Source organism: Paracandidimonas soli (assembly GCF_004342005.1).
In the GTDB taxonomy this organism is placed as follows: domain Bacteria; phylum Pseudomonadota; class Gammaproteobacteria; order Burkholderiales; family Burkholderiaceae_B; genus Paracandidimonas; species Paracandidimonas soli.
In genome coordinates, this window is record NZ_SMBX01000001.1 from 734,605 (window position 1) to 761,369 (window position 26,765).

Annotated in this window: 23 protein-coding genes and 1 pseudogene; 17 read left to right on the forward strand and 7 right to left on the reverse strand. The window is 63.8% G+C overall.

All coding sequences use genetic code 11. The features are described 5' to 3' along the window. Positions 1-16: 16 nt before the first annotated feature. Both EV686_RS03415 and EV686_RS03420 read left to right on the forward strand, forming a co-directional pair. Complete coding sequence (locus EV686_RS03415; RefSeq protein WP_132473473.1) at positions 17-541, forward strand: phosphatidylglycerophosphatase A family protein; 525 nt, start codon at positions 17-19, stop codon at positions 539-541. A 76-nt stretch (positions 542-617) separates the two neighbouring features. Continuing rightward, on the forward strand, positions 618-1,124 hold the full coding sequence (locus tag EV686_RS03420) for a CinA family protein (protein ID WP_132473475.1): 507 nt from the start codon (positions 618-620) through the stop codon (positions 1,122-1,124). A 71-nt stretch (positions 1,125-1,195) separates the two neighbouring features. Here EV686_RS03420 and EV686_RS03425 read toward each other — a convergent pair whose 3' ends face one another. Next, positions 1,196-2,083: a LysR substrate-binding domain-containing protein gene (locus tag EV686_RS03425; RefSeq protein ID WP_132473477.1), complete on the reverse strand. Its 888-nt coding sequence runs from the start codon at positions 2,081-2,083 to the stop codon at positions 1,196-1,198. An 88-nt stretch (positions 2,084-2,171) separates the two neighbouring features. Here EV686_RS03425 and EV686_RS03430 point away from each other — a divergent pair, with 88 nt between their 5' ends. The 5 genes from EV686_RS03430 to EV686_RS03450 are packed head-to-tail and all read left to right on the forward strand — an operon-like array spanning position 2,172 to position 7,353. Beyond that, positions 2,172-3,335: a trans-sulfuration enzyme family protein gene (locus tag EV686_RS03430; RefSeq protein WP_132473479.1), complete on the forward strand. Its 1,164-nt coding sequence runs from the start codon at positions 2,172-2,174 to the stop codon at positions 3,333-3,335. A 43-nt stretch (positions 3,336-3,378) separates the two neighbouring features. Then, positions 3,379-4,401: an amino acid ABC transporter substrate-binding protein gene (locus tag EV686_RS03435; protein ID WP_132473481.1), complete on the forward strand. Its 1,023-nt coding sequence runs from the start codon at positions 3,379-3,381 to the stop codon at positions 4,399-4,401. Positions 4,402-4,416: 15 nt separating this feature from the next. Next, on the forward strand, positions 4,417-5,562 hold the full coding sequence (locus EV686_RS03440) for an amino acid ABC transporter permease (RefSeq protein ID WP_132473483.1): 1,146 nt from the start codon (positions 4,417-4,419) through the stop codon (positions 5,560-5,562). 1 nt (position 5,563) lies between these two features. Further along, on the forward strand, positions 5,564-6,616 hold the full coding sequence (locus EV686_RS03445) for an amino acid ABC transporter permease (RefSeq protein WP_243650719.1): 1,053 nt from the start codon (positions 5,564-5,566) through the stop codon (positions 6,614-6,616). Then, positions 6,613-7,353 (forward strand): amino acid ABC transporter ATP-binding protein, encoded by a 741-nt coding sequence (locus EV686_RS03450; RefSeq protein WP_132473487.1) that lies wholly within the window; start codon positions 6,613-6,615, stop codon positions 7,351-7,353. Before EV686_RS03445 ends, EV686_RS03450 begins: the two co-directional genes overlap by 4 nt. A gap of 39 nt (positions 7,354-7,392) precedes the next feature. Here the strand turns inward: EV686_RS03450 and pyrF are convergent, their stop codons facing one another. From pyrF to EV686_RS03470, 4 genes are all read right to left on the reverse strand, one after another. Beyond that, positions 7,393-8,211: an orotidine-5'-phosphate decarboxylase gene (gene pyrF, locus EV686_RS03455; RefSeq protein WP_132473489.1), complete on the reverse strand. Its 819-nt coding sequence runs from the start codon at positions 8,209-8,211 to the stop codon at positions 7,393-7,395. 84 nt (positions 8,212-8,295) lie between these two features. Further along, the gene (locus EV686_RS03460) at positions 8,296-8,832 is read right to left on the reverse strand and encodes a dihydrofolate reductase (protein ID WP_132473491.1); all 537 of its coding nucleotides are present in this window, start codon (positions 8,830-8,832) and stop codon (positions 8,296-8,298) included. A 9-nt stretch (positions 8,833-8,841) separates the two neighbouring features. Further along, positions 8,842-9,636, reverse strand: coding sequence for a thymidylate synthase (locus EV686_RS03465; protein ID WP_132473493.1), 795 nt, complete (start codon positions 9,634-9,636; stop codon positions 8,842-8,844). Between the two features lie 3 nt (positions 9,637-9,639). Next, positions 9,640-10,062: an OsmC family protein gene (locus EV686_RS03470; protein ID WP_132473495.1), complete on the reverse strand. Its 423-nt coding sequence runs from the start codon at positions 10,060-10,062 to the stop codon at positions 9,640-9,642. 156 nt (positions 10,063-10,218) lie between these two features. Here EV686_RS03470 and coq7 point away from each other — a divergent pair, with 156 nt between their 5' ends. Continuing rightward, the gene (gene coq7 / locus EV686_RS03475; protein WP_132473497.1) at positions 10,219-10,899 is read left to right on the forward strand and encodes a 2-polyprenyl-3-methyl-6-methoxy-1,4-benzoquinone monooxygenase; all 681 of its coding nucleotides are present in this window, start codon (positions 10,219-10,221) and stop codon (positions 10,897-10,899) included. A 109-nt stretch (positions 10,900-11,008) separates the two neighbouring features. On the opposite strand, the gene pyk is transcribed toward coq7, so the two are convergent. After that, on the reverse strand, positions 11,009-12,421 hold the full coding sequence (gene pyk, locus EV686_RS03480) for a pyruvate kinase (RefSeq protein WP_132473499.1): 1,413 nt from the start codon (positions 12,419-12,421) through the stop codon (positions 11,009-11,011). 847 nt (positions 12,422-13,268) lie between these two features. Between pyk and EV686_RS03485 the strand changes: the two genes are divergently transcribed. The 8 genes and pseudogenes from EV686_RS03485 to EV686_RS19045 all read left to right on the forward strand — a co-directional run bounded on the left by EV686_RS03485 (position 13,269) and on the right by EV686_RS19045 (position 23,017). Beyond that, positions 13,269-14,405 (forward strand): MraY family glycosyltransferase, encoded by a 1,137-nt coding sequence (locus tag EV686_RS03485; RefSeq protein WP_377748282.1) that lies wholly within the window; start codon positions 13,269-13,271, stop codon positions 14,403-14,405. Between the two features lie 37 nt (positions 14,406-14,442). Further along, positions 14,443-15,717: a Vi polysaccharide biosynthesis UDP-N-acetylglucosamine C-6 dehydrogenase TviB gene (gene tviB, locus EV686_RS03490; RefSeq protein WP_132473503.1), complete on the forward strand. Its 1,275-nt coding sequence runs from the start codon at positions 14,443-14,445 to the stop codon at positions 15,715-15,717. A 22-nt stretch (positions 15,718-15,739) separates the two neighbouring features. Then, complete coding sequence (locus EV686_RS03495) at positions 15,740-16,765, forward strand: SDR family oxidoreductase (protein WP_132473505.1); 1,026 nt, start codon at positions 15,740-15,742, stop codon at positions 16,763-16,765. A gap of 145 nt (positions 16,766-16,910) precedes the next feature. After that, on the forward strand, positions 16,911-18,254 hold the full coding sequence (murJ, locus tag EV686_RS03500) for a murein biosynthesis integral membrane protein MurJ (protein WP_132473688.1): 1,344 nt from the start codon (positions 16,911-16,913) through the stop codon (positions 18,252-18,254). 4 nt (positions 18,255-18,258) lie between these two features. Continuing rightward, entirely contained in the window at positions 18,259-19,392 is a 1,134-nt protein-coding gene (locus EV686_RS03505; RefSeq protein ID WP_132473507.1) for a glycosyltransferase family 4 protein, read from the forward strand. A gap of 50 nt (positions 19,393-19,442) precedes the next feature. Then, positions 19,443-20,564 (forward strand): glycosyltransferase family 4 protein, encoded by a 1,122-nt coding sequence (locus EV686_RS03510; RefSeq protein ID WP_132473509.1) that lies wholly within the window; start codon positions 19,443-19,445, stop codon positions 20,562-20,564. After that, positions 20,561-21,634: pseudogene (locus EV686_RS19040) on the forward strand (glycosyltransferase); the annotation flags it as partial. The gene EV686_RS03510 and the pseudogene EV686_RS19040, both read left to right, overlap by 4 nt. 276 nt (positions 21,635-21,910) lie before the next feature. Continuing rightward, positions 21,911-23,017: a glycosyltransferase family 4 protein gene (locus EV686_RS19045; RefSeq protein ID WP_341539326.1), complete on the forward strand. Its 1,107-nt coding sequence runs from the start codon at positions 21,911-21,913 to the stop codon at positions 23,015-23,017. A 7-nt stretch (positions 23,018-23,024) separates the two neighbouring features. Here the strand turns inward: EV686_RS19045 and EV686_RS03520 are convergent, their stop codons facing one another. Further along, positions 23,025-24,416 (reverse strand): phosphomannomutase/phosphoglucomutase, encoded by a 1,392-nt coding sequence (locus EV686_RS03520; RefSeq protein WP_243650721.1) that lies wholly within the window; start codon positions 24,414-24,416, stop codon positions 23,025-23,027. 299 nt (positions 24,417-24,715) lie between these two features. Here EV686_RS03520 and tkt point away from each other — a divergent pair, with 299 nt between their 5' ends. After that, positions 24,716-26,764 carry a transketolase gene (tkt, locus tag EV686_RS03525; protein WP_132473515.1) on the forward strand — a complete coding sequence of 683 codons (2,049 nt, stop codon included), beginning with the start codon at positions 24,716-24,718 and terminating at the stop codon, positions 26,762-26,764. The last annotated feature ends 1 nt before the right edge of the window (position 26,765 follow it).

The window sequence follows — 26,765 nt, forward strand, 5'->3', positions numbered from 1 at the left end:
AAGAACACAAGACATCATGGGCAAGGACAGTACTGTATCTCACTCCCCGGAAACCGAAGTCAGGCCGACCCTGGCCTGGATGTGGCGTTCTCCCTGGCGCATACTGGCTTTCGGTTTCGGCAGCGGCCTGATCCGCCCCGCGCCGGGCACCTGGGGAACCCTGTTCGGCTGGCTGTTGTGGCAGCCGCTTTCCCTGCTGCCGGATGTCGCCGTCCTGTGCGTGCTGCTGGCCGGCTTCGTGCTGGGTTGCGCGGCCTGCCAGGCGACGGGCAAGGAATTGGGCAGGCCGGATGACTCAGGCATGGTCTGGGACGAAATCACCGCCTTCTGGCTGGTGCTGTGGCTGGTGCCGGGCGGCATCCTGGCGCAGGCGCTGGCCTTTGCCGTGTTCAGAATGTTCGATATCATCAAGCCGCCGCCCATCCGGTTTTTCGATCGGCGGCTGAAGAACGGTTTCGGTGTTATGTGGGATGACATCGTTGCGGCAGGCTACAGCCTGCTGGTCATGGCGGTGCTGGTCAGACTGGGGATACTGGCATGAAAAAAGAGACCCCCACGCTGCGTCTTCGGCTTGCTGCCCCCCAGGGGGGCGCTTTTCATCTAGGGGCGGCCCGGCGATGAAAACAGACCACGGTGCGGCATTGGCGCAGGCCCTGGGCCAGGCGCTGCTGCAGAAAGGGTGGATGCTGGTCAGCGCGGAGTCCTGCACCGGCGGACTCCTGGGCGCGGCGATCACAGACATTGGAGGTTCCAGCCAGTGGTTTGAGCGTGGTTTCGTGACCTACAGCAACGCGGCGAAGGTCGCGCACCTGAACGTCAGCGAAGAAACGCTGGAACGCCACGGCGCGGTCAGCGAAGAAACCGCCATGGAAATGGCCGCGGGCGCGCTGGCGACCTCACCGGATGCGCATGTGGCCGTGTCCACGACGGGCGTGGCCGGTCCGGGCGGAGGCACGCCCGGCAAGCCGGTAGGTATGGTTTGCTTCGGTTTCGCGCGGCGCGCTGAAGGCGGCATTACCGTGAGCGCAGCCACACGGCTGTTCGAGGGAGATCGCAGCGCAGTCCGGGCGGCGGCCGTGGCTTTCGCGCTGCAGAGCGTGCTGGAGCTCGCCCAGGCCAGTTGAGCCTTCCTTGTCCGGCATGGCGGTGGAGATCGCGCACAACGCGGTTTTCCAATGCCTGCCCAAATGGATTCTTAGCGGCCTCCTGTGCTGCGAAACCTCAGCAGTTCTCCTTCAAAATCCTTTAGCAGCAGCGATTTCTGTACGTGCGCTGGAAACAGGAGCAAGGAGCGGAACTGGACCTGCGGCACGAAAGGTCGAAGCACGACATCGGCAGGCAGCCTTCCAGTCACGATCGGATTGACAAGACCGACAGCATCGCCGGAGATGGCCAATGCGCAGATTGTCGCAGAGTTCGGGGTCTCCACAATATATTCGGGAGTCACGCCAGCCTCCAGCAACACGGCATCCATCCGCTGGCGGGCGCGGTCTTCGGGAACCAGGCCCAGCAGCGGTACGCCGGCCAGGTGTTCGGGGCGGATCGTTTCATGACGGGCAAGGGGATGCCCGGCAGGCATGACAATCTGGCCAGCATGCACATAAAAGGGCCGCGACACGATACCGGACTGGTCGATCTCATCGGCGGCAAGGCCGATATCGTAGGTGCCGTCCACCACGCCGTCCCGAATGGCGGAGGACCAGGTCACATGCAGTGTGAGCCTGACCCGCGGGTGCCGGGCGCGGAAGGCGCGGATGGCGGCGGGGGCAAGATCCACGCTGCCCGCCGCGAAACAGCCAAACCTCAGAACACCGCTGCCATGATCCCGGATGGCCGCCGCCGCGGCCCGCAGCCGGTCGAGTCCGCGAAAACTTGCCTCCACCTCGCGAAAGAAGAGACGCGCCTCCGGCGTTGCAAGCAGGCGGCCCTGCACGCGGTCAAAAAGCGGAAAACGGACCGAGTTTTCCAGCTCGGCGATCAGCCTGGATACAGCAGGCTGAGTCACACCCATCAACTCGGCCGCCCGCACGGTCGACCCTGACACCATCACTGTTTGGAACGCCTCTAGCTGCCGGTGCTTCATATAAGGTTCTCACATAGAGCTATGCCTCTACATCAGTATTATTTCTGATGTGCGCCTGTTAATCTGCTTGCAAAACAAGGAGCCTAGCATGCGCGACGCAACACGCACAGTTCATCATCCAGTTGTTCCCGAAAACGAATATGCTTCTCTTTGCGTGCCAACGCATCGTGCATCCACCATCGTTTTCAGCAATGCGAGCGCCTATGCCACTCGCAGCCAGCGCGACCTGGACAGCTATTCCTATGGCATGCATGGTACGCCCACACAGCGTGTCCTGGAAGCCCAACTGACGGCCCTGGAGGGCGGCTTGCGCACCGTCATCGTGCCTTCGGGGCAGGCTGCCATTGCCGTCGTTTTTCTCAGTGTCCTGAAGCCCGGTGATCATGTCCTGCTTGCGGAAACGGCCTATCCTCCGGTCTCCGGTTTCTGCCGCAATTTCCTTGAACCGCTCGGGATCTCCTGGTCCAGCTACGCACCCGGCATTGGCGCGGGCATCGAGACCCAGATCCGCCCCGAGACACGCTTGATCTGGATGGAAAGCCCAGGCTCCACCACAATGGAGATAGAGGATGTGCCGGCAATCACCCGCATTGCCAGATCCCGTGGGATACGGACAGGCATCGACAATACCTGGGCGACACCGCTGTTGTTCAAGCCCCTGAGCCATGGCGTCGATTTTTCGATGCAGGCGCTGACAAAATATCCGGGCGGGCATTCGGATATTCTCATGGGTTCGGTCACTGTCAATGATCTGAAGCTGCGCAAGGACCTGCGGGACACGATGCGAATGCTGGGATTCCATACGGCTCCCGACGCCATTGCCCTGGTGCTGCGCGGCATCGAAACGATGGCGGTTCGCATCGCCCATTCAGGCAGGGTGGCAACGGAACTGGCTTCCGGGATTGCAGCACGATACCCGGTTGAGGTCTTGGCGCCGTCGCTTCCGTCCAGCCCCGGGCACGACATCTGGAAACGCGATTTCGCTGGCGCAAGCGGCCTCTTTTCGGTTGTATTGCCGCCGCATTGGCAGGAGCGGCTGGACCAGGCGCTGGATGCCCTGAGCGTTTTTGCCATCGGCGCATCGTGGGGCGGAACCCGAAGCCTGATGGCGCCCATGAGCATAGCAGGCCAGCGCGCGACTTTCCATCCGCGCAACGATTTGACCATTCTTCGCATCAGCATCGGCCTTGAGGATCCCGACGACCTTCGGGAGGATCTTGATCGCTTCTTCACAATTCTGGCTTCGACCTGAACAACAAGCGCCGCCAGAGCGCATCCAGCACTAGGAGAGAGACATGACATTACTTCGCACTTTGGCCGCGTTGCTGCTGGCCTCTTCGACGCTTGCCTCCATGCCGGCTTCCGCAAATTCCACGCTCGAAAACGTCAAGGCGCGCGGGCGGCTGATTTGCGGCGCGAGCCAGGGGACGCCTGGTTTCGGTGCGCCGGACGACAAGGGGTATTGGCGCGGCCTCGATGTCGAAACCTGCCGCGCGGTAGCCGTGGCCGTCCTGAATGACAAGGACGCGGTGGATTTTGTGCCCCTTTCCGGCCAGCAGCGTATTCCCGCCCTGCAGGCCGGAGAGATCGATGTCCTGCCGCGCACGCTGACATGGACGCTGCAACGCGATGCAAATGGCATCAACTTCACAACACCCAACTATTACGAGTTCACCGGCTTCATGATGCCGAAGGAGCTGGGCATCGCCAAGGTCGAGGACATGGCCGGCGCGACAGTCTGCGTACAGACCGGATCGACCACCGAAGTCGTTGCAAATGATGTTTCGTCCAAGCTCAAGCTGGATCTGCAGACCGTTGTTTTCGACAACACATCCGCGACACGCGAAGCATTCTTTTCCGGTCGTTGCGATGCGCTGATCACGGATGCGGGGGCGCTGGCTTCTGTGCGGGCCAGCATGGCCAAGAATCCCGACGACTACGTCATCTTCCCGGCCAACGAGTATATCGATGCCCTGACCCCTGCCGTGCGCCATGGAGACGACCAGTGGATGGATATTGTGAACTGGTCGATCCAGGCGCTGATCTCGGCCGAGGCGCTGGGCATCACGCAGGCCAATGTGCAGGAAATGAAGGACAGCACGGATCCGCGCATCCGCCGCTTCGTGGGAACGGATCCAGGCAATGGGAAGGCCCTGGGACTGAGCGAAGATTTTGCCTGGCGCATCATTGCCGAATTGGGAAATTACGGCGAAATATTCGACCGCAATGTCGGCAAGGGCAGCCCGATGAAACTGGAGCGCGGCTATAACGCGCTCTACAGCCAGGGCGGGCTCCTCCTGCCTCTAGTGTTCCAGTAATCGACGGATCATCCGATGTTGAAAGACATTTGGTATTCAGGCCGCGTTCGCGCCTGGCTGGCGCAGGCTGTGCTTCTGGCCGGCCTGATCGCCTTGCTGTGGTGGATCGGCGGAAACACCGTGCAGAATCTTGCCACGCGCGGGATTCGGACAGGATTCGACTTTCTTTCCAGGCCTGCGCGGTTTCCCATTTCCGAGTCTGTTCTGCGCTACTCGGCAGAGGATTCATTTCTGTGGGCTTTTGTGGTCGGACTGGCCAATACGCTGTGGGTTTCGGCGCTGACCATTGTTCTTGCAACGATTCTGGGGCTGGGCATAGCCCTTGCGAGGCTTTCCGCCCACCCCATCCTGTCGCGCCTGGCCGCCGGCTATGTCACGCTGCTGCGCAATGTGCCGCTGATCGTCGTGCTGCTGTTTTGCTACAGCGCGGTTCTCACTATTTTCCCGCCGGTACGCCATGCCTGGAGTCCCTTGCCCGGGGTCTACTTTTCCATGCGTGGCGCCTATGTGCCGGAGCTGGTGCTGGCGCCAGGCGGAATGGCGGTGCTTGCAGCGATCGGTGCGGGCCTGGCCGGTCTGATATGGATAAGCCTGCGCCGCCGCAAGCGGGGCGCCAATGGCGTTTTGCATTTCGGCCTGGGGCTTTTGCTCTGGGGGGGACTCGCCTTTGCCTTATGGCAGGTCGCGGATCGTCCCGTGCGGCTGGAGATGCCCGAGCTGCGCGGCCTGAATTTCCGGGGCGGGCACCAGCTTTCACCTGAGTTCTGCGCCATCATCTTCGGCCTGACGCTTTATACCGCCGCCTTCGTGGGCGAGGTGATCCGTGGAGGCATCACCGCCGTCTCGCGAGGGCAGTGGGAGGGGGGATCCGCCCTTGGATTGACGGATGGGCAGATTATGTTCCGCATCATCATGCCGCAGGCGTTGCGCGTCATCATCCCACCGATGACTTCGCAATATCTTTCGACCGTCAAAAATACCACGCTTGCCGTCGCAGTCGGCTATCCCGAGCTGGGGCTGATCGTGAACACCGTCATCAACCAGACCGGGCAGGCGCTCGAAAGCATCACGATCATGCTGGCGGTGTTCCTGACCATCTCGTTATCCGTCTCGGGGCTGATGAACTGGCTCAATGCCCGCGTGGCTCTGGTGGAGCGCTGACATGATTCATACGCAAACCCTGCCGTCCCGGCTGCGCAGGATATTCTTCGGCGACTGGCTGTCGACCGTGCTGTCTCTTCTTTCCGCGGGACTTCTTGTCGCATTGCTGCCTGCGCTGCAATGGGCGACCCTGGACGCGCATTGGCGCGTCATGACCCCGCAGGATTGTTCAGGAGCGGGGGCCTGCTGGGCCTTCGTCTCCGCCAAACTCCGGCTTATTCTGTTCGGCCTTTATCCGCCCGAAGAGCAATGGCGCGCGGCGTTGGTGATCGTCATCATCCTTGCCATGCTGCTGCTGTCTGTCTGGCCGCGCCTGTGGGGCGCCAGGCTCGGCCTGTTGTGGGGGGGAGCGATCCTCTCCATGCTTTTCCTGATGGGGGGTGGTGCGGCAGGCCTGAACCCGGTGCCTACGTCGCAATGGGGCGGACTGCCGGTTACGCTACTGCTCGCGACACTGTCGCTTGGCATTGCTTTTCCCTTTGCCGTCATGCTGGCTTTGGGCAGAAGAGGGGAACTGCCGGTGATCCGCGTGGTCTCGGTCTTTCTGATTGAACTCGTACGCGGCCTGCCGCTGGTGGGGCTGCTGTTCGTCACCGCCATTCTCCTGCCTCTGTTGCTGCCTGCGGGCTGGACAGTCGACAAACTGGGACGCACTCTTGCCGCGCTGACAATTTTTGCGTCGGCCTATCTGGCAGAAGTAATCCGTGGCGGCCTGCAAGGGCTGCACGGAGGGCAGATCGAGGCGGCGAGGGCGCTTGGCATCCCCTATTGGAAAACTGTCTGGCACATCGTGCTGCCCCAGGCGATCCAGAAGGTGATTCCGCCCCTGACCAACACGGCGATCGTCATGGTGAAGAACACTTCGCTGGTGCTGATTGTCGGCGTGTTCGACATGCTCAGCGCCGCCAGAAGCGCTGCCACTGACCCGGCCTGGCCCGCGCCTTCCAAAGAGGCCTATCTCTTTGTCGCAGCGATCTATTTCCTGATCTGCTACGGCATCTCCCTCTATTCCCGCCGCCTTGAGGCTGGCGTCAACGCAAGGAGTCGCGGATGAGCGTCAATGCCATCGAAGTCCTGGGCCTGAACAAATACTACGGTCAATACCATGCGCTGCGCGACATCGATTTTTTCGTGACCGAAGGAGAGCGTGTCGTCATTTGCGGTCCGTCCGTTTCGGGGAAATCCACGTTGATCAGATGTCTGAACCACCTTGAGCGCCATGATTCCGGAACGATCCGCGTCAGCGGCATTGAACTGGGAGACAATCTGCGCAATCTGGATGCGATCCGGCGGGAAGCTGGAATGGTATTCCAGCATTTCAACCTTTTCCCGCATCTGACCGTGCTGGAAAACTGCGCCTTGCCCCAGATACTTTCGCGACGTACCGCACGCACCGCAGCGGAGGAACGGTCCCGGGAATATCTGGCGCGGGTGAGGATTCTCGATCAGGCCGCCAAGTTTCCGGGCCAGCTCTCCGGCGGGCAGCAACAGCGGGTCGCAATCGCACGCGCGCTGTGCATGGAACCCAAGATCATGTTATTTGACGAACCGACTTCGGCCCTGGACCCTGAAATGATCCGCGAGGTGCTTGATACGATGGTCGAACTTGCCCACGAGGGCATGACCATGGTTGTCGTCACGCATGAAATGGGCTTTGCGCGCCAGGTCGCGGATCGCGTCGTTTACATGGAGGCCGGGCAAATCGTTGAAACGGCGCCTCCCGGTCAATTCTTTGACGATCCGCAGGATGAGCGCAGCCGACGCTTTCTCTCAAGTCTAGTCAGGCACTGATGCCTTTGCCTTTTTCCCTATCAACAATTCGCGTGGGGATCAGGCCCTGGCAGCGTTGATCGCGTCACGCGTGGCGCATGCCATGCGTGTGGCGGCATCGCGCCAGTCGTCCCCGCCGCTGGCGTACAGGATGGCGCGGGACGAGTTGATCATCATGCCCGCGCCCTTGCTGTCGCGGCCGGCTTGCACGGTGGCCGGAATATCGCCTCCCTGCGCGCCGATGCCGGGAATCAGCAGCGGCATATCGCCGATGCGTTCGCGCACCTTGCGGATTTCTTCGGGGAATGTGGCGCCCACCACCAGGGCGCATTGGCCATTGCGGTTCCAGCGGTCCGCCACCAGGCCGGCCACGTGCAGGTACAGCGGCGTGCCGTCGCTGGTATGCAGGAACTGCAGGTCGGAACCGCCGGCATTTGATGTGCGGCACAGGACGATGACACCCTTGTCCTGCCAGGACAGATAAGGCTCCACTGAGTCCAGGCCCATGAACGGGCTGACCGTCACGGCGTCGGCTTCATAGCGCTCGAAGGCTTCCCGCGCGTATTGCTCGGCGGTCGAGCCGATGTCGCCGCGCTTGGCGTCCAGGATCAGAGTCAGGTCGGGATACGTGTCGCGGATGTAGCGGCACAGGTCTTCCAGTTGGTCTTCCGCGCGCTCGGCGGAAAAATAGGCGATCTGGGGCTTGATGGCGCAGGCGTAGGGAGCGGTGGCGTCCACGATGCCGCGACAGAAAGCGTAGATGGCGCCGGGCTTGTCCTGCAGTTCGGCGGGAAAGCGCTGCGGATCGGGATCCAGCCCCACGGTCAGCATGGAGTTCTTGGCCGACCAGGCCTGATTGAGTTTTTCTGTGAATGTCATCTGAGGCAAGTGGAAAACTGGCGAACCGTTTCGCGGCGGGAATAGCGTAACGATAACATTTGCATCGGCGGCCTGCCGGAGGGCTCACGCGCCGCCATGCGCCGAGCCGGCGTCGCGGCGATGGTATTCCACGAAGTCGTAGCGATAGCCGTTTTCCTCGGGTTGCGGCAGGCGGGACCGCTCCTGCCACTGGCTGGCGTCCAGCGCCGGGAAATGGGCGTCCCCCTCGACATCCGCGTGCACTTCGGTGGCGGAAATGATGTCGGCCAGCGGCAGCGCCTGGGCATAGATCTGCGCGCCGCCGATGACGCACACTTCGGGCGCGGGAGCGCTGGCCTGCAGCGCGGCTTCCAGCGATGGAACGACGGTGGCGCCCTCCGCCTGGAAACCTGGGTTGCGCGTGATCACGATGTTCTGTCTGCCGGGCAGTGGACGCCCGAGGGACTCCCACGTCTTGCGGCCCATGATGATGGGACGGCCCATCGTGGTGGCCTTGAAGTGCGCCAGATCGCCGCGAAGGCGCCAGGGAAGGTCATTGTCCCGGCCAATGGTGCGGTTGTCGGCATAGGCGACTACCAGCCGCACGGTGGCGGCCGGGCGCCGTGTTTCATCCAGTGTCATGCGGGGTCCTCAGACGGCAACGGGCGCCTTGATGTGCGGGTGGCACTGATAGTCCAGGATTTCGAAATCTTCGTATTCGTACTCGAAGATGGACGCGGGCTTGCGTCGTATGTTCAGCCTGGGATAGGGGTAGGGCTCGCGCGACAACTGCATCTCCACCTGTTCCATGTGATTGGCGTACAGGTGGCAGTCGCCGCCGGTCCAGATGAAGTCGCCCACATCCAGGTCGCATTGCTGCGCCACCATGTGCGTCAGCAGGGCATAGCTGGCGATGTTGAAGGGCACGCCCAGGAAGATGTCCGCGCTGCGCTGGTACAACTGGCAGGACAGCTTGCCGTCGGCCACGTAGAACTGGAAGAAGGCGTGGCACGGAGGCAGCGCCATGTTCCGTATCTCGCCCACGTTCCAGGCCGAGACGATCAGGCGGCGGGAATCGGGATTGCTGCGTATCTGTTCGATCAGCTGGGAAATCTGGTCGACGTACCCTCCGTCGGGTGTGGGCCACGATCGCCACTGCACGCCATAGACCGGTCCGAGGTTGCCGTTTTCATCGGCCCATTCGTTCCAGATGGAAACGCCGCGCTCCTGCAGCCAGCGCACGTTCGAGTCGCCGCGCAGGAACCAGAGCAGTTCGATGAAAATGCTTTTGGTGTGCAGCTTCTTCGTGGTGACCAGCGGAAATCCCTGGGACAGGTCGAAGCGCATCTGGTGGCCGAACACCGAGCGCGTGCCGGTGCCGGTACGGTCTGTCTTGTCCTGCCCATGCTCGTATACATGGCGCATCAGGTCTTCGTATTGACGCATGCCTCAGGCTTCCTCGATTGAGATCGAATGCGTGATTTCCGCCGTGCGGCCCAGCATGGCGCTGGCCGAGCAGTATTTGTCGTGCGACAGTTGGACGGCTCGCTCCACGGCCGCCGCAGGCAGGTTCTTGCCGGTGACGGTGAAGTGGAAATGGATCCTGGTGAACACCTTCGGATCTGTTTCCGCGCGCTCGGCCTTGAGCTCGGCGCGGCAGCCACTGATGTCGTGGCGGCCGCGCTTCAGGATCAGGACGACATCGTAGGCGGCGCAGCCGCCGGCGCCGGCCAGCAGCATTTCCATCGGGCGCGGCGCCAGGTTGTTGCCGCCGCCCTCGGGCGCGCCGTCCATGGCGGTGACGTGGCCGCTGCCTGTGCGGGCAACGAAGAGCATGCCGTCGCGGCCGCCCCAGTCGATTGTGCATTCCATAGTTCTGCCTTTGTGCTTGCGTTCAGTGACAGCTGTTTGTATCGTGTGATCGTACGCCTCGCGCGATCCAGTCTGTAATCATAACCGCACCTGCCCTTGTGCCGGGAGGTGCGCGGAAAGCCTGTCTCAGGACGGGTTCTTCATGGAGAAATCGCCATGTCCAATCAACAAGCCCTTGCTCCCGTGCGCTCCGACGTCCGGACGGAAACCGGCATGGACGCCTTGCTGGCCGAGGTCGGGCGCTCGCTGCAGATCCTGGGCGGAGCCGCGCACGCCTCGCGTCCGAATCCCGCCGGTGGCTTCAAGGCGGGAGAGGACGCCTTGTCGCCGGCGGACAAGACGCATGCGGCGGGCCTGATGCGGGTCAATCATGTAGGCGAGGTTTGCGCGCAGGCCCTGTACCGGGGCCAGGCGCTGTTTTGCGAAGACGAGGGAACGAAGCGCCTGCTGCATGCCGCCGCGCAGGAAGAGGTCGATCATCTGGCATGGTGCCAGCAGCGCCTGAACGAACTCGGCAGCCGGCCCAGCCTGCTGAATCCGCTGTGGTACGGCGGCTCGTTCCTGCTCGGCGTCATGGCGGCCAAGGCGGGCGTGCCCCGCAACCTTGGCTTCATGGCCGAAACCGAGCGCCAGGTGGAACAGCATCTCGACAAGCATCTTGCCCAGTTGCCGAACCAGGACAGCCGCTCCAGGGACATCGTGTCGCAGATGCGGACCGACGAGATCGCCCACCGGACCACTGCGGAAACGCATGGCGCGGCGCCTCTGTCGTGGCCGGTGAAGCTGGCCATGCGCGGCATGTCCAAGGTCATGACAACCCTGGCTTATCGCATCTGAGCAATTCATTCCATTGGCAGATCGAGCGTGAACGCGAAGGCGAAGCGCAGACATTACAAGCGTAAGGCAAGCGAAGCCGACAAGGTGCACGTTCGATCTGCCAGTGGGATTAAACCTTCGTCAGGCGCAGCAGGTTGGTCATGCCCGGCGTGCCGAACGGCATGCCCGCCACCACGGACAGCAGATCGCCAGGCTGAGCCAGGTCTTCCTTCACGGCGGAGCGCACCGCTGTGTCGACCATCTCTTCGATATCGGTCACGTCGGGTGAGTGCACTGCATGCACGCCCCACACCAGCCCAAGGCGGCGGGCGGTGGTGTGGCTGGGCGTAAGCGCCAGCAGCGAGGACGGCATGCGCTCGCGCGCCGCGCGCAGGCAGGTGGCGCCGGACGTAGTGTAGGTGACGGCGCAGGGGATGTTCAACGCCTGCGAAGTCTGGCGCAGCGCCAGGCAGATGGCGTCCGGGACGCTGATCGCCCGTTCGCAGAAAAGCTGCGTATGCTCGAAAGTATCGTGGTCGCTTTCGGTCTCCTTGATGATGCGGTCCATGATGGTGACGGCTTCGCGCGGGTAGCTGCCGGTTGCCGTTTCGGCGGACAGCATGACGGCGTCGGCGCCCTCGACGACGGCGGTGGCCACGTCCGAGGCTTCCGCGCGTGTGGGCACGGGGGCGTTGACCATGGATTCCAGCATCTGGGTAGCGACGATCACGGGCTTGCCTTGCTGTCGGGCTTCGCGCACGATGCGCCGCTGTGCGGCGGGCACTTTTTCCGCCGGCAGTTCCACGCCTAGGTCGCCGCGCGCCACCATGATGCCGTCGGCCGCCGCAACGATCTGGGAAAGACTGTTCAATGCGGCCGGTTTTTCGATCTTCGCCATCAGCCATGCCTTGTCGCCGATCAGCTTGCGCAGGGCGTGCAGGTCTTCGGGCCGCTGCACGAACGACAGTGCGACCCAGTCCACGCCCAGCGACAGCCCGAACTCCAGGTCGACGTGATCCTTTTCCGTCATGGGAGACAGCGGCAGCACCGCGGTTGGAACATTCACGCCCTTGCGGTCGGACAGTTGTCCTCCGTGGATGACCCTGGTCGCGATGGCGGTTTCGCTGCTGGATTCCACGCGCAGGCGGATGCGGCCGTCATCCAGCAGCAGGTCGTCGCCGGGCTTGAGGGCGCCGGAGAAAAACTCGGGGTGGGGCAGAAGCACGCGATCCCTGGTTCCCGGAATATCCTGGCGATCCAGCGTGAACGACTGTCCGGCTTCCAACTGCACCTTGCCGTCCGCGAAGCGGCCCACGCGCAGCTTGGGGCCCTGCAGGTCGAGCAATATCGTGGTGGGCCGGCCATGGCGCTGTTCCAGTGCGCGGATGTGCCCATACTGCTCCCGGTACACCGCATGATCCCCGTGGCTGCAATTCAGGCGGAACACGTCCACACCGGCAAGGAACAGTGTTTCCAGCTGTTCCGGCGAGCCGCTGGCGGGGCCAATGGTGGCAACGATCTTGGTTTTTCTGCTGCGTTTCATCGTGTTGTCCAGGATGTGCCGTCCCTTGACAGGGGAGCGGCGATTGAACCGATGGCAGCGGGCGTGTTTTTTGCCGCCAGGCCGCCCCTGAGCGAAAAGCCTCCCTTGGGGGAGCAAGCGGTCAGGCGCAGCGTGGGGGCATTTTTTCCGCCCGTGCCGCTGAATGCGTGTCCTGGCTCCTGCGCCGGCGGGGAGCCGGGCGCATTGCATGCCAGCGCGCCTTGTCGAGACTATCACAGAAGGCCGGACAGAAATTCGATCCCCGATGCATGGGGCATATCGCCGGGACCCTATCTGTTGCCTCGCCGATACGGCAGGATAAAGTGTTGTGAATATGTAACGCAATGTGCCTAAGGGATAACGCCAACTTGCCAAAAACGGTCTTTTACGAGTGCGTATTGATAAAAAAACAACAGGCACTGGAAAAATCCGGACGCGCGCCAATTTTTCTTGCATTGCACAAAAAAATAGCGATATAATTCACTTATCGGATGTCGCAACGTGATTGGAAGGGAAACCCCTAAGTCACAAAGGCTCGAATCCATGATTCTAGCAGCCCGGCATGCCAAGGTTGTCTCCTCCACCCTCCTCCTTTGGTGGATTTAGCCCGAGATCTCAAGATCTCGGGCTTTTTTTTTCCTGTTTCCCCGTCATGCAGGCGTTTTCCCCGGATCCAGGCGGTGTTTCGCCAGGCCGGCCGCGCCGGCTTGCGGCCGGATCACTGGGGTGTTTCCATGAATCGCAGTATCATTTTCGGTTGCACTTCGTACCGGGTGTTTTCTTTTTGGGCTTGGAAAAGCGGCCGATAATGGGGATTGATACATTTTTATATGGAGGTCGTGTGACACTGGCTCAGGTCTGGGACTCGTTCACCTGGCTCTATATCTGTATTGTCGCGTTTCTGGTGGGGGGGCTGATCGTCGCCTCCGAGCGCTGGCATGGCGTATTCACCGGCGACAGCGACATGAGCAAGCCGCAGGCCTCGCATACGCGCTCCACGCCGCGCGTGGGCGGCATTGCCGTCGTGGCGGGCAGTCTGGCCGGCCTGCTGGTCCTGGGCCCCAGCAATATGACGCTGACCTGGCTTTGGCCCGTGCTGTTCATCGCGGCCATGCCGGTATTTGTCGCCGGCCTGCTGGAAGACATCACCAAGGACATCGGCTCGGGCAAGCGCCTGATGGCGGCGTTCGCATCGGCGGCCATCGCGTGGTGGCTGCTGGGGGGCGTATCGCGCGTAGGCTGGGAATGGGCCGACTGGGTACTGTCCTTCTGGCCGGTATCCCTGCTGTTCACCATGGTGGCGGTCGGCGGCTGTACGCATGCATTGAATATCGTTGATGGCATGAACGGCCTGGCGGGCATGATCGCCACGCTGATGGCGTTGTCGCTGGCGCTGGTGGCGCTGCAGGTACAGGATATTCCCATCTTCCTGATCGCGGCGGCGCTGGCATCGGCCACGCTGGGCTTCCTGGTATGGAATTTTCCGTTCGGCCGCGTATTCCTGGGAGACGGCGGCGCCTACTTCCTGGGGTTCATGCTGGCCGAGCTTGCCGTGCAGCTCGTCGTGCGCAATCCCAACGTTTCGCCGTTCTATGCACTGGCCGTGCTGTTCTATCCGGTATTCGAGACCATGTTCTCGATCTGGCGGCGGCGCTTCAAGCGCGGCGTTCCCGTTGACCAGCCGGACGCGCTGCATCTGCACCAGCTGGTATTTCGCCGTCTGGTGCGCTCCACGTTCAGCCGCGACAGCCGTCATGCCCTGCCGGCCTTGAGCAATGCCATGACGTCGCCCTATCTGTGGGTGCTGGCGCTGATCGGGCTGGTGCCCGCCACCATCTGGTGGGACAACGCCTGGGCTCTCTGCGCCAGCATCGGCGCGTTTTCCGCCGCCTATATCTGGCTGTATTCCCGGCTGGTGTCCTGGCGGCGTCCGTCGTGGCTGCTGCTGCCTTCCATCGGCAGGCGCAACCGCGACGGCTCGTAAATTATTGAAGAATTCTTGGCAAGAGCAGGAGGCTCAATTGCAGATTGATCAAGTGAAATTGGCTGTTGTAGGGCTGGGATATGTCGGCCTTCCCCTGGCTGTAGAGTTCGGCAAGCGCCGCTCCGTCCTGGGTTTCGACATCAACGAAAAACGTATCGCCGAGCTCAAGGCCGGACGGGACCACACGCTGGAGGTCGACAGCGACGAATTGGCGCAGGCCAGCCAGCTGTCGTTCATCAGCAATGCCGAAGAGCTGGCGCAGGCCAATGTGTTCATCGTGACGGTCCCCACGCCCATCGACCAGTACAAGCGCCCGGACCTGACGCCGTTGATTCGCGCCAGCGAAACCATCGGCAAGGTGCTCAAGCGCGGCGATATCGTCATCTATGAATCCACGGTGTATCCCGGCGCGACTGAAGAAGATTGCGTTCCCGTTCTTGAGGCGGTGTCGGGCCTGCGCTTCAACGAGGACTTCTTTGCGGGCTACAGCCCCGAGCGCATCAATCCCGGCGACAAGACACACCGCGTTCCCAATATCCGCAAGGTGACATCCGGCTCGACGCCCGAGGTGGCGGATCTGGTTGATGCGCTGTACGGCGAGATCATCACGGCCGGCACGCACAAGGCGTCCTCCATCCGCGTGGCCGAGGCGGCCAAGGTCATCGAGAACACGCAGCGCGACGTGAACATCGCGTTGATCAACGAGTTGGCCATCATTTTCAACCGGCTCGGCATTGATACGCAGGCCGTGCTGGAGGCCGCCGGCACCAAGTGGAATTTCCTGCCGTTCCGTCCGGGCCTGGTGGGCGGCCACTGCATCGGCGTCGATCCCTACTACCTGACGCACAAGGCGCAGGCCATCGGCTACCACCCCGAGATCATCCTGGCGGGCCGCCGGCTGAACGACGGCATGGGAGAATACGTAGTGTCGCAACTGGTCAAGAGCATGACCAAGCGGGGCATGCAGGTGCAGGGCGCGCGCGTGCTCGTCATGGGCCTGACGTTCAAGGAAAACTGCCCGGACCTGCGCAATACGCGCGTTGTCGATATCGTCAACGAGCTGAAGGAATACAACATCGCGGTGGACGTGCATGATCCCTGGGTGGATGCGGAGGAGGCCGTGCGCGAATACGGCATCACCATGGCCGGTCAGCCGGAGCAGGGCGCCTACGATGCCGTCATCCTGGCTGTGGCGCACGACCAGTTCAAGGTGCTGGGCGCCGACGGCATCCGCGCCCTGGGCAAGGCCGAGCATGTGCTGTACGACCTGAAGTACGTGCTCGACGCCGACCAGGCGGATCTGCGTCTTTGATGCGCGACATAAGGATGCAAGCATGACGACACGATTCGACGAACTCTGCGCCGAACTGCGGCGCAACCCCCGGACATGGCTGGTGACCGGCTGCGCCGGCTTCATCGGCTCCAACCTGGTCGAGGCGCTGCTGAGCCTGGACCAGACCGTGCGCGGGCTGGACAACTTCGCCACAGGCCACCAGCACAATCTGGACGAAGTGCGCGACAACGTCACCGAAGCGCAGTGGGAGAACTTCCATTTTACCGAGGGCGACATCCGCGATCCGCAGACATGCGCGGCCGTTGCGGAAGGCGCCCACCATGTGCTGCACCAGGCGGCGCTGGGCTCGGTGCCGCGTTCGCTGAATGATCCCGTCACCACGAACGACGTAAACATCAGCGGCTTCCTGAACATGCTGGTGGCGGCGCGGGACGCCGATGTGCGTTCCTTCGTCTATGCCGCGTCCAGCTCCACCTACGGAGACCATCCCGGCCTGCCCAAGGTCGAGGACACCATCGGCAAGCCCTTGTCTCCTTATGCGGTGACCAAGTACGTCAACGAGCTGTACGCCGACGTCTTTGCCCGCGCCTACGGCACGCGCAGCGTCGGCCTGCGCTACTTCAATGTGTTCGGCCGTCGCCAGGATCCCAACGGCGCCTATGCGGCGGTGATCCCCAAATGGATCTCCGGCATGATCCGCGGCGAGGAGGTGCGCATCAATGGCGACGGCAGCACCAGCCGCGACTTCTGCTACATCGACAATGTGATCCAGGCCAATCTGCTGGCGGCGCTGGCCGATGGTGAGGGACTGAACCAGGTCTACAACGTGGCCTTCAATGCGCGCACGGACCTGAAGCAGCTGCATGCCCATCTGGTGCGCATCCTGAAGCAGAACGGTGTCGATTGCGACCGTCCGCCGGTCTACGGCGATTTCCGCGCGGGCGACGTACTGCACTCGCAGGCCGATATCGGCAAGGCCAGGCGCCTGCTGGGGTATGCGCCGCAGTTCGACATCGTCAGCGGCCTGGAAGCCGCCATGCCCTGGTATCTCCGTTTCCTGAGCTGACCACGCGCCTATGCGCAAGCCTCGCCCTTCAGGGCGAGGTCAAGCGAGGCAAATTTTAAATACGGCACCGTAGGTGCCCCCGTATTGTGGCGGAGATGCTCCGGCCGATACGGCCGGAGTTCTTCACTTGAGCAAGCGCACGAGCATGCTATCCCGTCTGGGCAGCGACCATCGCCGCATCGCAAGCGGTGCGATGCGCGTCGCGCTGTTCCTGCTGCTGGGCAAGGCGGTGGGCGCTTTCAAGGAAATGGCGGTCGCGTACCGCTACGGGGTCAGTGCGGTCGTCGATGCCTACCAGTTCACCATGACGCTGGCGAACTGGTTGCCGGTCACCATGGTGGGGACGTTGTCCGTCGTGCTGATTCCGGTGCTGGTGCGCCTGCGCCGGCAGGATGCGCGGCAGAGGGCGCGGTTTCTAGGCGAGCTGCAGGCCTGGACGCTGACTGCCGGCATTGCGCTGGCTGCGCTGACTTATGCCGCCTGGCCGCTGGTGTTGTCCTGGGCAGGCATGGGGCTGGACGAGCAGACTCGCGCCATGAGCAGGGAGCTGACGCTGGCGTTCGCGCCGGCGGCCATGTTGACACTGTTGACCGGCATCAGCGCGGCGCGCCTGCGCGCGCATGAGCGCCATGTGAATACGCTGCTCGACAGCGTGCCCGCGCTGGTGATCCTGGCCTGGGTCATGCTGGCGGCCAGCGGCCCGCAGGTGGGGCCGCTGCTGTGGGGAACGCTGGTCGGCTATACGCTGCAGTCGGTCTGGCTGCTGTGGCTGGCGTCGCGCGCCGACGGCATCTGGGCCCGCCCCTATTGGGGCTTCCAGGCGCAGCAATGGCCGGAACTGGTCAAGGCGGCGGGCATCATGCTGGTCGGCCAGGTAGCCATGAGCTTTGTTGGACCGCTGGACCAGTATACGGCGGCCAATCTCGGCGCCAATGCCAACGCGACTCTGGGCTATGCCGCCCGGTTGATCTCTTTGCTGCTGGGCGTCGGCGCAGCTTCCGTTGGAAGGGCCGCACTGCCTGTGCTGGCGGACATCCACGCCAGGGGCGATGCGCATCACGGACGGCGCATGGCCTTGAAATGGTCGCTGGGCATGGTCGCGGCTGGAGGCGTGGCCGCGCTGATCGGATGGCTGCTGGCGCCCTGGGGCGTGGCCTTGCTGTTCGAACGCGGCGCCTTCACCGCGCAGGATACGCAGGCGGTGGCGGGCGTATTGCGCTGGGGGCTGGTGCAGCTGCCGTTCTATTTCGGCGTCCTCATCCTCGTTCAGTTGCTGGCCAGCCAGAACCGCTATCGCGTGATGGCGCTGATCGCCCTGTGCAATTTTGCCGTCAAGTTCGTGCTCAATCCATTGCTGGCTCCCGTGATGGGGGTCGAAGGCATCATGCTGGCAACCGGCATCATGTATGCCTCATCCTATGTATGCTATCTGCTGGTGTCGCTGCGGCATGTGCCGCCCGCCGCAACGTCCGCAAAAACCGAGGAATGAATCCATGCCTGAGAGGGCGAATCAACGCGCATCGAAGCGCCATCTGCTGATCGTCATTCATTCGCTGCGCGGCGGCGGAGCGGAGCGCGTGGCCGTCGACCTGGCCGCCTACTGGACGCACCAGGGATATCGCGTCACGCTCGCGACCCAGGCCGATGCGGGGCAGGACGCCTATGCGCTGGATCCGGACGTCGAGCGTGTCGTGCTGGGCGGAGCCGCGGAATCTGGCGGCGGGATTCGCGGCCTGGCGGCCAATGCCGTGCGTGTCTGGCGCCTGCGCAGGCTGATCCGCCGCATTCGCCCGGACATCGTGCTGGGCATGATGACGACGGCATCCATTCTGTCCGTTCTGGCGGCGCGAGGCCTGTCGTGCAAGGTCATCGCCAGCGAACATACCCATCCGCCCGTACAGAAACTGTCGGCGTCGTGGCAGCGTCTGCGCGAGAAAGCTTATCCGCGCGCGCGCGCAGTGGTTGCCCTGACGGCCGGAACGGCGCAGTGGCTGGAACAGCATGTGCCCGGCGTCAACGTGTCCATCATCCCGAACGCGGTACGCTGGCCGCTGCCGGAAACAGAGCCCGTGCTCGACGCCGGCCGCGCGCCTGGACGCAAGCGCCTGCTGGCCGTGGGCCGCTTGCACCAGGTCAAGGGCTTCGACCTGCTGCTGCAGGCGTTTGCGCGCATCGCCTCGTATTTTCCCGACTGGGACCTGGCCATCGTGGGCGAGGGGCCGGAGCGCGAAGCGCTGGAGCAGCAGGTCGATGAACTCGGATTGCGGGAGCGCGTTGCGCTGCCCGGCAGGGCGGGCAATATCGGACAGTGGTATGAAAGTGCGGATATGTATGTCCTGAGCTCGCGCACCGAAGGGCTGTCGAATACGTTGCTGGAGGCCATGGCGTCGGGTCTGCCGGCGGTCGCTTTCGACTGTGATACCGGTCCCAGGGAAATCATCCGCCAGGGCATCGATGGCATCCTGGTCGAGCCTGCGGGAGATCCGGAGGCGCTGGCCGCGCACCTGTCGCACCTGATGGCGAATCCCGAGGAGCGCGAAGCCTATGCCCGCAGGGCGGTGGACGTGCGCGACCGTTTCTGCACGGTGCGCGTCATGGGCCTGTGGCGCCAGTTGTTCGAGTCCTGAGTGCGTATTCATTGGCCCCAGGCGCGTCGGACGATGGAGATGAAAAAACGATGAAGATTCTTTTCTGCGTCAGTTCCATGCATGGCGGCGGCGCCGAGCGGGTGGCCGCCACGCTGTCGTCCGCCTGGGCGGAGCGGGGATGGGAGGTGACGCTGCTGGCGACCTACAGTGGCCGCGGGGACTGCGTCTATCCGCTGCATTCGGCCGTCAAGGTCCGCTGGCTGGCCGATGAGCCCGGAATGCGGGCGGGCCGGATGGTGCGCACGCTGCGCAAGCCGCTGTTGCTGCGCCACGTATTGCGCCAGGAGGCGCCCGATGTCATCGTTTCCTTCCTGACCAATGTGAACGTCTCCGTGCTGCTGGTGTCGCGCGGCCTGGGCGTGCCCGTCATCGTATCCGAGCGCACCAACCCCGCGGTGGGCAGCAGCGCGGGCCGGTTGCTGCGCTGGCTGCGCCGCATGGTCTATCGATGGTCGGACATGGCCGTCGTGCAGACGGAGGATGCCGGAGCGGCCTTGCGCGAGCGCGCGCCGGGCATGCGGCGGCTGGCGGTCATCCCGAATCCATTGCCGTCCGGCCTGCCCGAAGCGGCTGGGCCTGGCGGGCAGGGCGAGCGCCGCAGCGTCGTGGCGCTCGGGCGGCTGGCGGACGTCAAGCGTTTCGACCGTCTGATCGAAGCGTTCGCTTCGCTTGCCGGGCGCCATCCGCAATGGGACCTGCGCATCTGGGGCGAAGGCCCGATGCGTGCGGCGCTGCAGGCCCAGATCGAGCACCTGGGCCTGCAGTCGCGAGTCCTGCTGCCCGGACGCACGGATACGCCGTGGCAGGCATTGCAGCAGGCCGATGTGTTTGCGCTGACATCGCGTGCCGAGGGCTTTCCGAATGCGATGCTGGAGGCCATGGCGCTGGGGCTGCCCTGCGTGGCTGTCGATTGCCCCAGCGGTCCGCGCGAGCTTTCGCAGGATGGCGAATATGCCTTGCTGACGCCGATGGACGACGACGGCGCCCTGGCCGCGAACCTGGGGCGGCTGATGGAGGATGCGCAGTTGCGCCAATCCCTGGGCATGAAGGCGGCCGCCTCTGTCCGGGCGCGCTATGGCCTGCCGTCCGTGCTGGCGCAGTGGGATGGAGCATTCGATGCCGTGGGCGGAATGAAGGAACGACAGAGATGAACCTGGAACACGAGCCGAAGCATGCCGTGGCGGATAGCCATGCCGTCGTATCCGGCGAAACCGCGCCGCTGCGCGTGGTACACATCATTTCCGGCCTGGGGCAGGGCGGCGCGGAGGCGGTGCTGTTCCGCCTGGTGACCGCGCCGGAGCAGCCGAACCGCAATATCGTGATTTCCCTGGGGGATGAAGGCGTCTATGGAGGCCTGCTGCGCGCGCGCGGCATCGAGGTGCATGCGCTGGGCATGCAGGGCGCGCAGCGGACATTGACGGGGCCGTTCCGCCTGTGGCGTTTTCTGCGGAAGCTGAAGCCCGACGTGGTTCAGACCTGGATGTATCACGCAGATGTGCTCGGCGGCATCGCCGCGCGGCTGGCCGGCATCAAGGCCGTCGCCTGGGGGATCCGCAATTCGGGCGCCGACCTGGAAAAATCCAGCCGTTCGGCGCGGGCGCTTGCCTGGATGTCCGCACGCCTGTCCGGCGTGGTTCCCGCAACCATCATCGCCTGCGCGGAGAACGCCCGGCAGCGCCATGCGGCATGGGGCTATCGCGAAGACCGCATGCAGGTCATCGCCAACGGCTATGACCTGGGACGCTGGCAGCCCGATTTCCAGGCCGGAAAGAAAATACGGCAGGAACTGGGGCTGGACCTGCAGACACCGCTGATCGGCTGCGTGGCACGCTGGAATCCGCTCAAGGATCATGCCAATCTGCTGGCCGCGCTTGCCATCCTGCCGCAGCGCGGCCACGGTGCAGTGCGCTGCATGCTGATCGGGCCCGGCATGGAGCCCGGCAACACGGCGCTCATGCAGCTGATACGCGAACACGGTGTACAGAACAAGGTCATCCTGATGGGCGCGCGCGACGATGCCCCGTCCTGCATGAACGCGCTGGACGTGCATGTATTGCCCAGCCGCGCCGAAGGCTTCCCCAATGTGCTGGCCGAGGCCATGGCTTGCGGCATTCCCTGCGTCGCCACGGATGTGGGAGATGCCGCGCTGATCGCACAGGAAACCGGCTGGATCGTGTCGCCCCGCAATCCCCAGGCGCTGGCCGAGGCCATCGCCGAGGTGCTGTCCCTGCGCGGCAATGCCGCTTTGCAGGTGCGGGTGACGGCGGGACGGCAGTCGGTTGCCGCCCGGTTCGGCCTGGATGTGATGGTAAGGGCCTACGATCGCGCATGGCGCGCGCTGGCGGCGGGCAGGCGGCCGCAGGGATCGCAGTCCGCCGCAGCGGCGGCTGGAGTCCAGGCGGCCCAGACGTCCCGGCCGCATCAGACTCATCAAGCGCATCAGGCATGCCAGCCTCACCAGGAACATCGGGAGCATCGCGCATCGCCTGGAAGACTGATGTTCGTCGTCAACAATCCGGCATTCTTCCTGTCGCATCGCCTGCCGATCGCGCAGGCGGCGCAGCGCGAAGGCTACGAGGTGCACGTTGCCACGCCGTTCGCGCCCAGCGTGGCGGACATCACCGCGCAAGGATTCATGCATCATCCCGTATCCATGTCGCGCAGCGGCAAGAACCCCTTGCAGGAATTGACGACTCTGTACACCTTGTGGCGTCTGTTCCGCAGCGTGCGTCCGGATATCGTGCATGCCGTCACGATCAAGCCTGTGCTGTACGGCGGCATCGCCGCGCGTTTGGCGCGCGTGCCCGGCTATGTGGCCGCGGTGTCGGGGCTGGGTTTCGTCTTCATGCGCGACGATCCCGTGGGCAGGCTGGTGCGCCAGGTGGCGATCAGGCTGTACCGGCTGGCGCTGGGGCATCCGAACAGCCGGGTCATCTTCCAGAATGCCAATGACTGCGATACCTTGCGTGAGGCGGGTGCTGTCAGGGAGGAACAGGTTGTGATGATCCGCGGCTCCGGCGTGGACCTGGATGTCTATCGTCCCGAGCCCGAGCCCGAAGGCGCGCCGGTGGTGGCGATGGCGTCGCGCCTGCTGGTGGACAAGGGCGTGCGCGAGTATGTACAGGCTGCGCGCTTGACGAAGGGCCATCCGTCCGGCGTGCGCTGGCTGCTGGCGGGCAGCGCCGATGCGGGCAATCCCGCCAGCGTCGATGCCGGAGAATTGAAGCGCTGGCAGGGCGAGGGCGTGATAGAGCTACTGGGCGAGCAGAAAGATATCCCGGCGCTGTATGCGCGCGCGCACATCGTGGCCTTGCCCTCATATCGCGAAGGCCTGCCCAAGGGACTGGTCGAGGCGGCGGCCTGCGGCCGCGCCGTCGTGACGACCGATGTGCCGGGATGCCGAGACGCCATCGAGGCGGATGTGACGGGATTGCTGGTGCCGGTGAAGGATGCCAGGGCGCTGGCGGATGCCGTCATCCGGCTGGTAGAGGACGGCGATCTGCGCCGCAGGATGGGGGAGGCGGGCAGGCAGCTCGCGGAAACTGCGTTCGATATCCGGCAGGTGGTGCGGCGCCACCTGGATGTCTACGCCGCGTTGGGTTGAGCTGGGTTCAGAACGGCAGCTTCAGCCCCGGGTTCAGCGACAGCAGCGCGTCGCGGAATTCGTGCTGGATGCGCTCCAGCGCCTCGGCCGTATCGCCTTCGAAGCGCAGCACGACGACTGGCGTGGTGTTCGATGCCCGCGCCAGGCCGAAGCCGTCGAGGTATTCGGCGCGCACGCCGTCGATGGTGTGCAGTTGCGTGGATGAAGGGAAGACGGCCTCCTGCTGCAGGAGGCGGATCAGCGCATGCGGCTCGCCTTCGCGCATTTCCAGCTTCAGCTCCGGCGTGGAAATGTCCTTTGGCAGGCTTTCCAGCACTGCGGACGGATCCGCTTCGCGCGACACGATCTCCAGCAGCCGCGCACCGGTGTAGAGACCGTCGTCGAAGCCGAACCAGCGCTCCTTGAAGAAGGTGTGGCCGCTCATTTCCCCGGCCAGCGGCGCGCCGGTTTCGGCCAGCTTGGCCTTGATCATGGAGTGGCCGGTCTGCCACATGAGGGGCTCGCCGCCGGCGGCGGCGACGGCGCTGGCCACGTGGCGGCTGCATTTCACGTCGAAGATGATGGCGGAGCCGGGCTGGCGCTGAAGGATGTCACGTGCGTACAGGATGAGCTGCCGGTCGGGCCAGATAATCTCGCCGGATTTCGTCACCACGCCCAGGCGGTCTGCGTCGCCGTCGAACGCCAGGCCGAGCTCGCAGTCCGTATTCTTTACATGGGCGATCAGGTCCTGCAGGTTGGCTGGATCGGCAGGGTCGGGGTGGTGGTTGGGGAAGTCGCCGTCGACGTCGCAGTACAGCGCATCCACTTTGCAGCCCAGCGCCTCGAACAGCCGCTGCGCGATGACGCCGCCCACGCCGTTGCCGCAGTCGATGGCGATATGCATGGGGCGCGCCGGTTTCACGTCTTGCGCGATTCTTTGCACATAGGCGTCGAGCAAGTCTAGCGACTGGCGTCGGCCGGGCTCGACGCCTGCCGGAGCGGCAGTGGTCTGCGCCATGATGGCCTTGAGTTCCTGGATATGCTCGCCGTGCAATGTCTTGCCGGCCAGCATCATCTTGAAGCCGTTGTAGTCGGGCGGATTGTGGCTGCCTGTGATGGCGACGCCCGATCCCGTATCGCGCACGTTCGCGCCAAAATAGACGAGAGGCGTTGGCACCACGCCGATATCCAGCGTATGGATGCCGCCGGCGTTCAGGCCGCTTTGCAGCGCGTTGGAAAGATCGGGGCTGCTGTGCCGTCCGTCGCATCCCACGACCAGCGTATCCACGCCCTGTTCGACGGCGCGTTGCGCCAGCGCCAGGCCGAGGCGGTAGGCGAAAGCAGTGTTGAGCTGGGAGGGCACGATGCCCCGGATGTCGTAAGCCTTGAAAACGGCATCTGGCAATGCGGAAGTCGGCACGTTGGTTTCCTGTATGCGTATTTGGAGCGAATACTGGATTATTGCCCATTTTGCCGCCAGGCTTATGCAGAGGTTCCCTGGGGCATGGATATGCATGCAAATTGCTACGAGTCATTACCAGTAAACATGCATTTATCCGGCAGCCTGTGCGGCAACGTGAGCGGTAGGAGTCTGCTGGTTGCGGCGCAGCCACGCGTGCCGGATAAACCGGTCCTCCCAGATGGTAAAATGATGGGCTTTGCCACCTCTCCCTGTCCTGGCTGTCCCGGATTCCGCCGGAATCGCCTCTCGAGCACGTCATGAGTCAACCGACAACTTCACCGACATCTCTTGCCAATGCCATTCGCGCGCTTGCAATGGATGCCGTCCAGCAGGCCAATTCGGGTCATCCCGGCGCACCTATGGGCATGGCCGATATCGCCACCGTCCTATGGACACGCCATCTCCGGCACAATCCCGCCGATCCCGCCTGGGCCGACCGCGACCGTTTCGTGCTGTCCAACGGACATGGCTCCATGCTGATCTATGCGCTGCTGCATCTCAGCGGCTACGATCTGCCCATCGAAGAACTGCGCAATTTCCGTCAGTTGCATTCGCGCACGCCAGGCCACCCGGAAGTCGGCATCACCGCCGGCGTCGAGACAACTACCGGCCCGTTGGGCCAGGGTGTGACCAACGCCGTCGGCATGGCGCTGGCCGAGGCCCTGCTGGCTGCGGAGTTCAATCGCGAAGGCCACGCCATTGTCGATCACATGACCTATGCGTTTGTCGGTGACGGCTGCCTGATGGAAGGCATTTCACACGAAGCCTGCTCGCTGGCGGGCACGCTCAAGCTGTCCAAGCTCGTCGTGTTCTACGACGACAACGGCATTTCCATCGACGGCAATGTGCAGCACTGGTTCGGCGACGATACGCCTGCCCGTTTCGAGGCCTATGGCTGGAACGTCATCCGCGGCGTCGACGGCCATGATGCGCCGGCGTTGAACGCCGCCATCATCAAGGCCAAGGAACTGGCCGCCCGGGGCAATGGGCCGACGCTGATCTGCTGCCGCACCGTCATCGGCAAGGGCGCACCCAACATGGCCGGCACGGAAAAAGTGCACGGCGCTCCGCTGGGCGCCGATGAAATCGCCGCCACGCGCAAGGCTATCGGCTGGGAGCACGGCCCCTTCGAGATTCCTCAGGATATCTACCAGGCCTGGGATGCCCGCAAGAAAGGCGGCGAGCTGCAGGCCGACTGGCAGGCGCGTTTCGACGCCTATGCCCAGGCGTTTCCCGCAGAGGCGGCGGAATTCCATCGCCGCATGGCGGGCGAGCTGCCCGCCGATTTCGCGCAGAAAGCCATCGAGTTGCTCGAAGCTACCAATGCCAGGGCGGAAACCGTCGCCAGCCGCAAGGCGTCCCAGATCGCCATCGCCGGCCTGACGGACCTGCTGCCGGAAATGCTGGGCGGCTCGGCCGATCTGACCGGCTCCAACTACACCGACTGGAAGGGCGTCGCACCTGTGCGCGCCGGCGAGAACGGCATTGCATTCGGCCGCCACATCAACTACGGCGTGCGCGAGTTCGGCATGGCGGCCATCATGAACGGTGTTGCGCTGCATGGCGGCTACCTGCCTTTCGGCGGCACATTCCTGACATTCTCCGATTACTCGCGCAATGCGCTGCGCATGGCCGCGCTCATGAAACAGCGCGTCGTGCACGTGTTCACGCACGACTCCATCGGCCTGGGCGAAGACGGCCCGACGCACCAATCCATCGAGCATGCCGCCAGCCTGCGCCTGATTCCCAACCTGGACGTCTGGCGTCCTTGCGACACATTCGAAACCGCGGTCGCCTGGCTGCATGCGGTGCAGCGCCCGGCCAGCCTGGGCATGAACGTGCTGGATGGCGGCCCGACGGCGCTGCTGCTGTCGCGCCAGAACCTGCCGTTCGTCAGCCGCGATGCGCAGACGCAGGCATCAGTCGCCCGAGGCGGCTACGTGCTGCGCGACGCACCCGATGCCCGCGCCATCATCATCGCCACGGGCTCGGAAGTGGAACTGGCGCTGAAGGCGCAGGAAGCGCTGCAACAGAAGGGAATCCCCGTGCGCGTCGTTTCCATGCCCAGCACCGACGTATTCGACCGCCAGGACGCCGCATGGCGCGAATCCGTGCTGCCCAAGGGGCTGCCGCGCGTGGCGGTCGAGGCAGGCACGACCGCCGGCTGGTACAAATATGTCGGCCTGGACGGCGCCGTGGTGGGTATCGATACCTATGGCGAGTCCGCGCCCGCGGGCGTACTGTTCAAGCACTTCGGCCTGACGGCGGAGCGCGTGGCACAGTCCGTCGAACAAGTACTGAATTGAT

Bases quoted from the DNA above. Each gene is read 5' to 3' on its own strand.
- EV686_RS03450 (WP_132473487.1), top strand. From the start codon at position 6,613: ATGAGCGTCAATGCCATCGAAGTCCTGGGCCTGAACAAATACTACGGT.
- coq7 (WP_132473497.1), top strand. From the start codon at position 10,219: ATGTCCAATCAACAAGCCCTTGCTCCCGTGCGCTCCGACGTCCGGACG.
- EV686_RS03505 (WP_132473507.1), top strand. From the start codon at position 18,259: ATGCCTGAGAGGGCGAATCAACGCGCATCGAAGCGCCATCTGCTGATC.
- EV686_RS03460 (WP_132473491.1), bottom strand. From the start codon at position 8,832: ATGACACTGGATGAAACACGGCGCCCGGCCGCCACCGTGCGGCTGGTA.
- EV686_RS03440 (WP_132473483.1), top strand. From the start codon at position 4,417: ATGTTGAAAGACATTTGGTATTCAGGCCGCGTTCGCGCCTGGCTGGCG.
- pyk (WP_132473499.1), bottom strand. From the start codon at position 12,421: ATGAAACGCAGCAGAAAAACCAAGATCGTTGCCACCATTGGCCCCGCC.
- EV686_RS03420 (WP_132473475.1), top strand. From the start codon at position 618: ATGAAAACAGACCACGGTGCGGCATTGGCGCAGGCCCTGGGCCAGGCG.
- EV686_RS03465 (WP_132473493.1), bottom strand. From the start codon at position 9,636: ATGCGTCAATACGAAGACCTGATGCGCCATGTATACGAGCATGGGCAG.
- EV686_RS03445 (WP_243650719.1), top strand. From the start codon at position 5,564: ATGATTCATACGCAAACCCTGCCGTCCCGGCTGCGCAGGATATTCTTC.
- EV686_RS03415 (WP_132473473.1), top strand. From the start codon at position 17: ATGGGCAAGGACAGTACTGTATCTCACTCCCCGGAAACCGAAGTCAGG.
- murJ (WP_132473688.1), top strand. From the start codon at position 16,911: ATGCTATCCCGTCTGGGCAGCGACCATCGCCGCATCGCAAGCGGTGCG.
- pyrF (WP_132473489.1), bottom strand. From the start codon at position 8,211: ATGACATTCACAGAAAAACTCAATCAGGCCTGGTCGGCCAAGAACTCC.
- EV686_RS03470 (WP_132473495.1), bottom strand. From the start codon at position 10,062: ATGGAATGCACAATCGACTGGGGCGGCCGCGACGGCATGCTCTTCGTT.
- EV686_RS19045 (WP_341539326.1), top strand. From the start codon at position 21,911: ATGTTCGTCGTCAACAATCCGGCATTCTTCCTGTCGCATCGCCTGCCG.
- EV686_RS03495 (WP_132473505.1), top strand. From the start codon at position 15,740: ATGACGACACGATTCGACGAACTCTGCGCCGAACTGCGGCGCAACCCC.
- tkt (WP_132473515.1), top strand. From the start codon at position 24,716: ATGAGTCAACCGACAACTTCACCGACATCTCTTGCCAATGCCATTCGC.
- EV686_RS03425 (WP_132473477.1), bottom strand. From the start codon at position 2,083: ATGAAGCACCGGCAGCTAGAGGCGTTCCAAACAGTGATGGTGTCAGGG.
- EV686_RS03430 (WP_132473479.1), top strand. From the start codon at position 2,172: ATGCGCGACGCAACACGCACAGTTCATCATCCAGTTGTTCCCGAAAAC.
- EV686_RS03435 (WP_132473481.1), top strand. From the start codon at position 3,379: ATGACATTACTTCGCACTTTGGCCGCGTTGCTGCTGGCCTCTTCGACG.
- EV686_RS03510 (WP_132473509.1), top strand. From the start codon at position 19,443: ATGAAGATTCTTTTCTGCGTCAGTTCCATGCATGGCGGCGGCGCCGAG.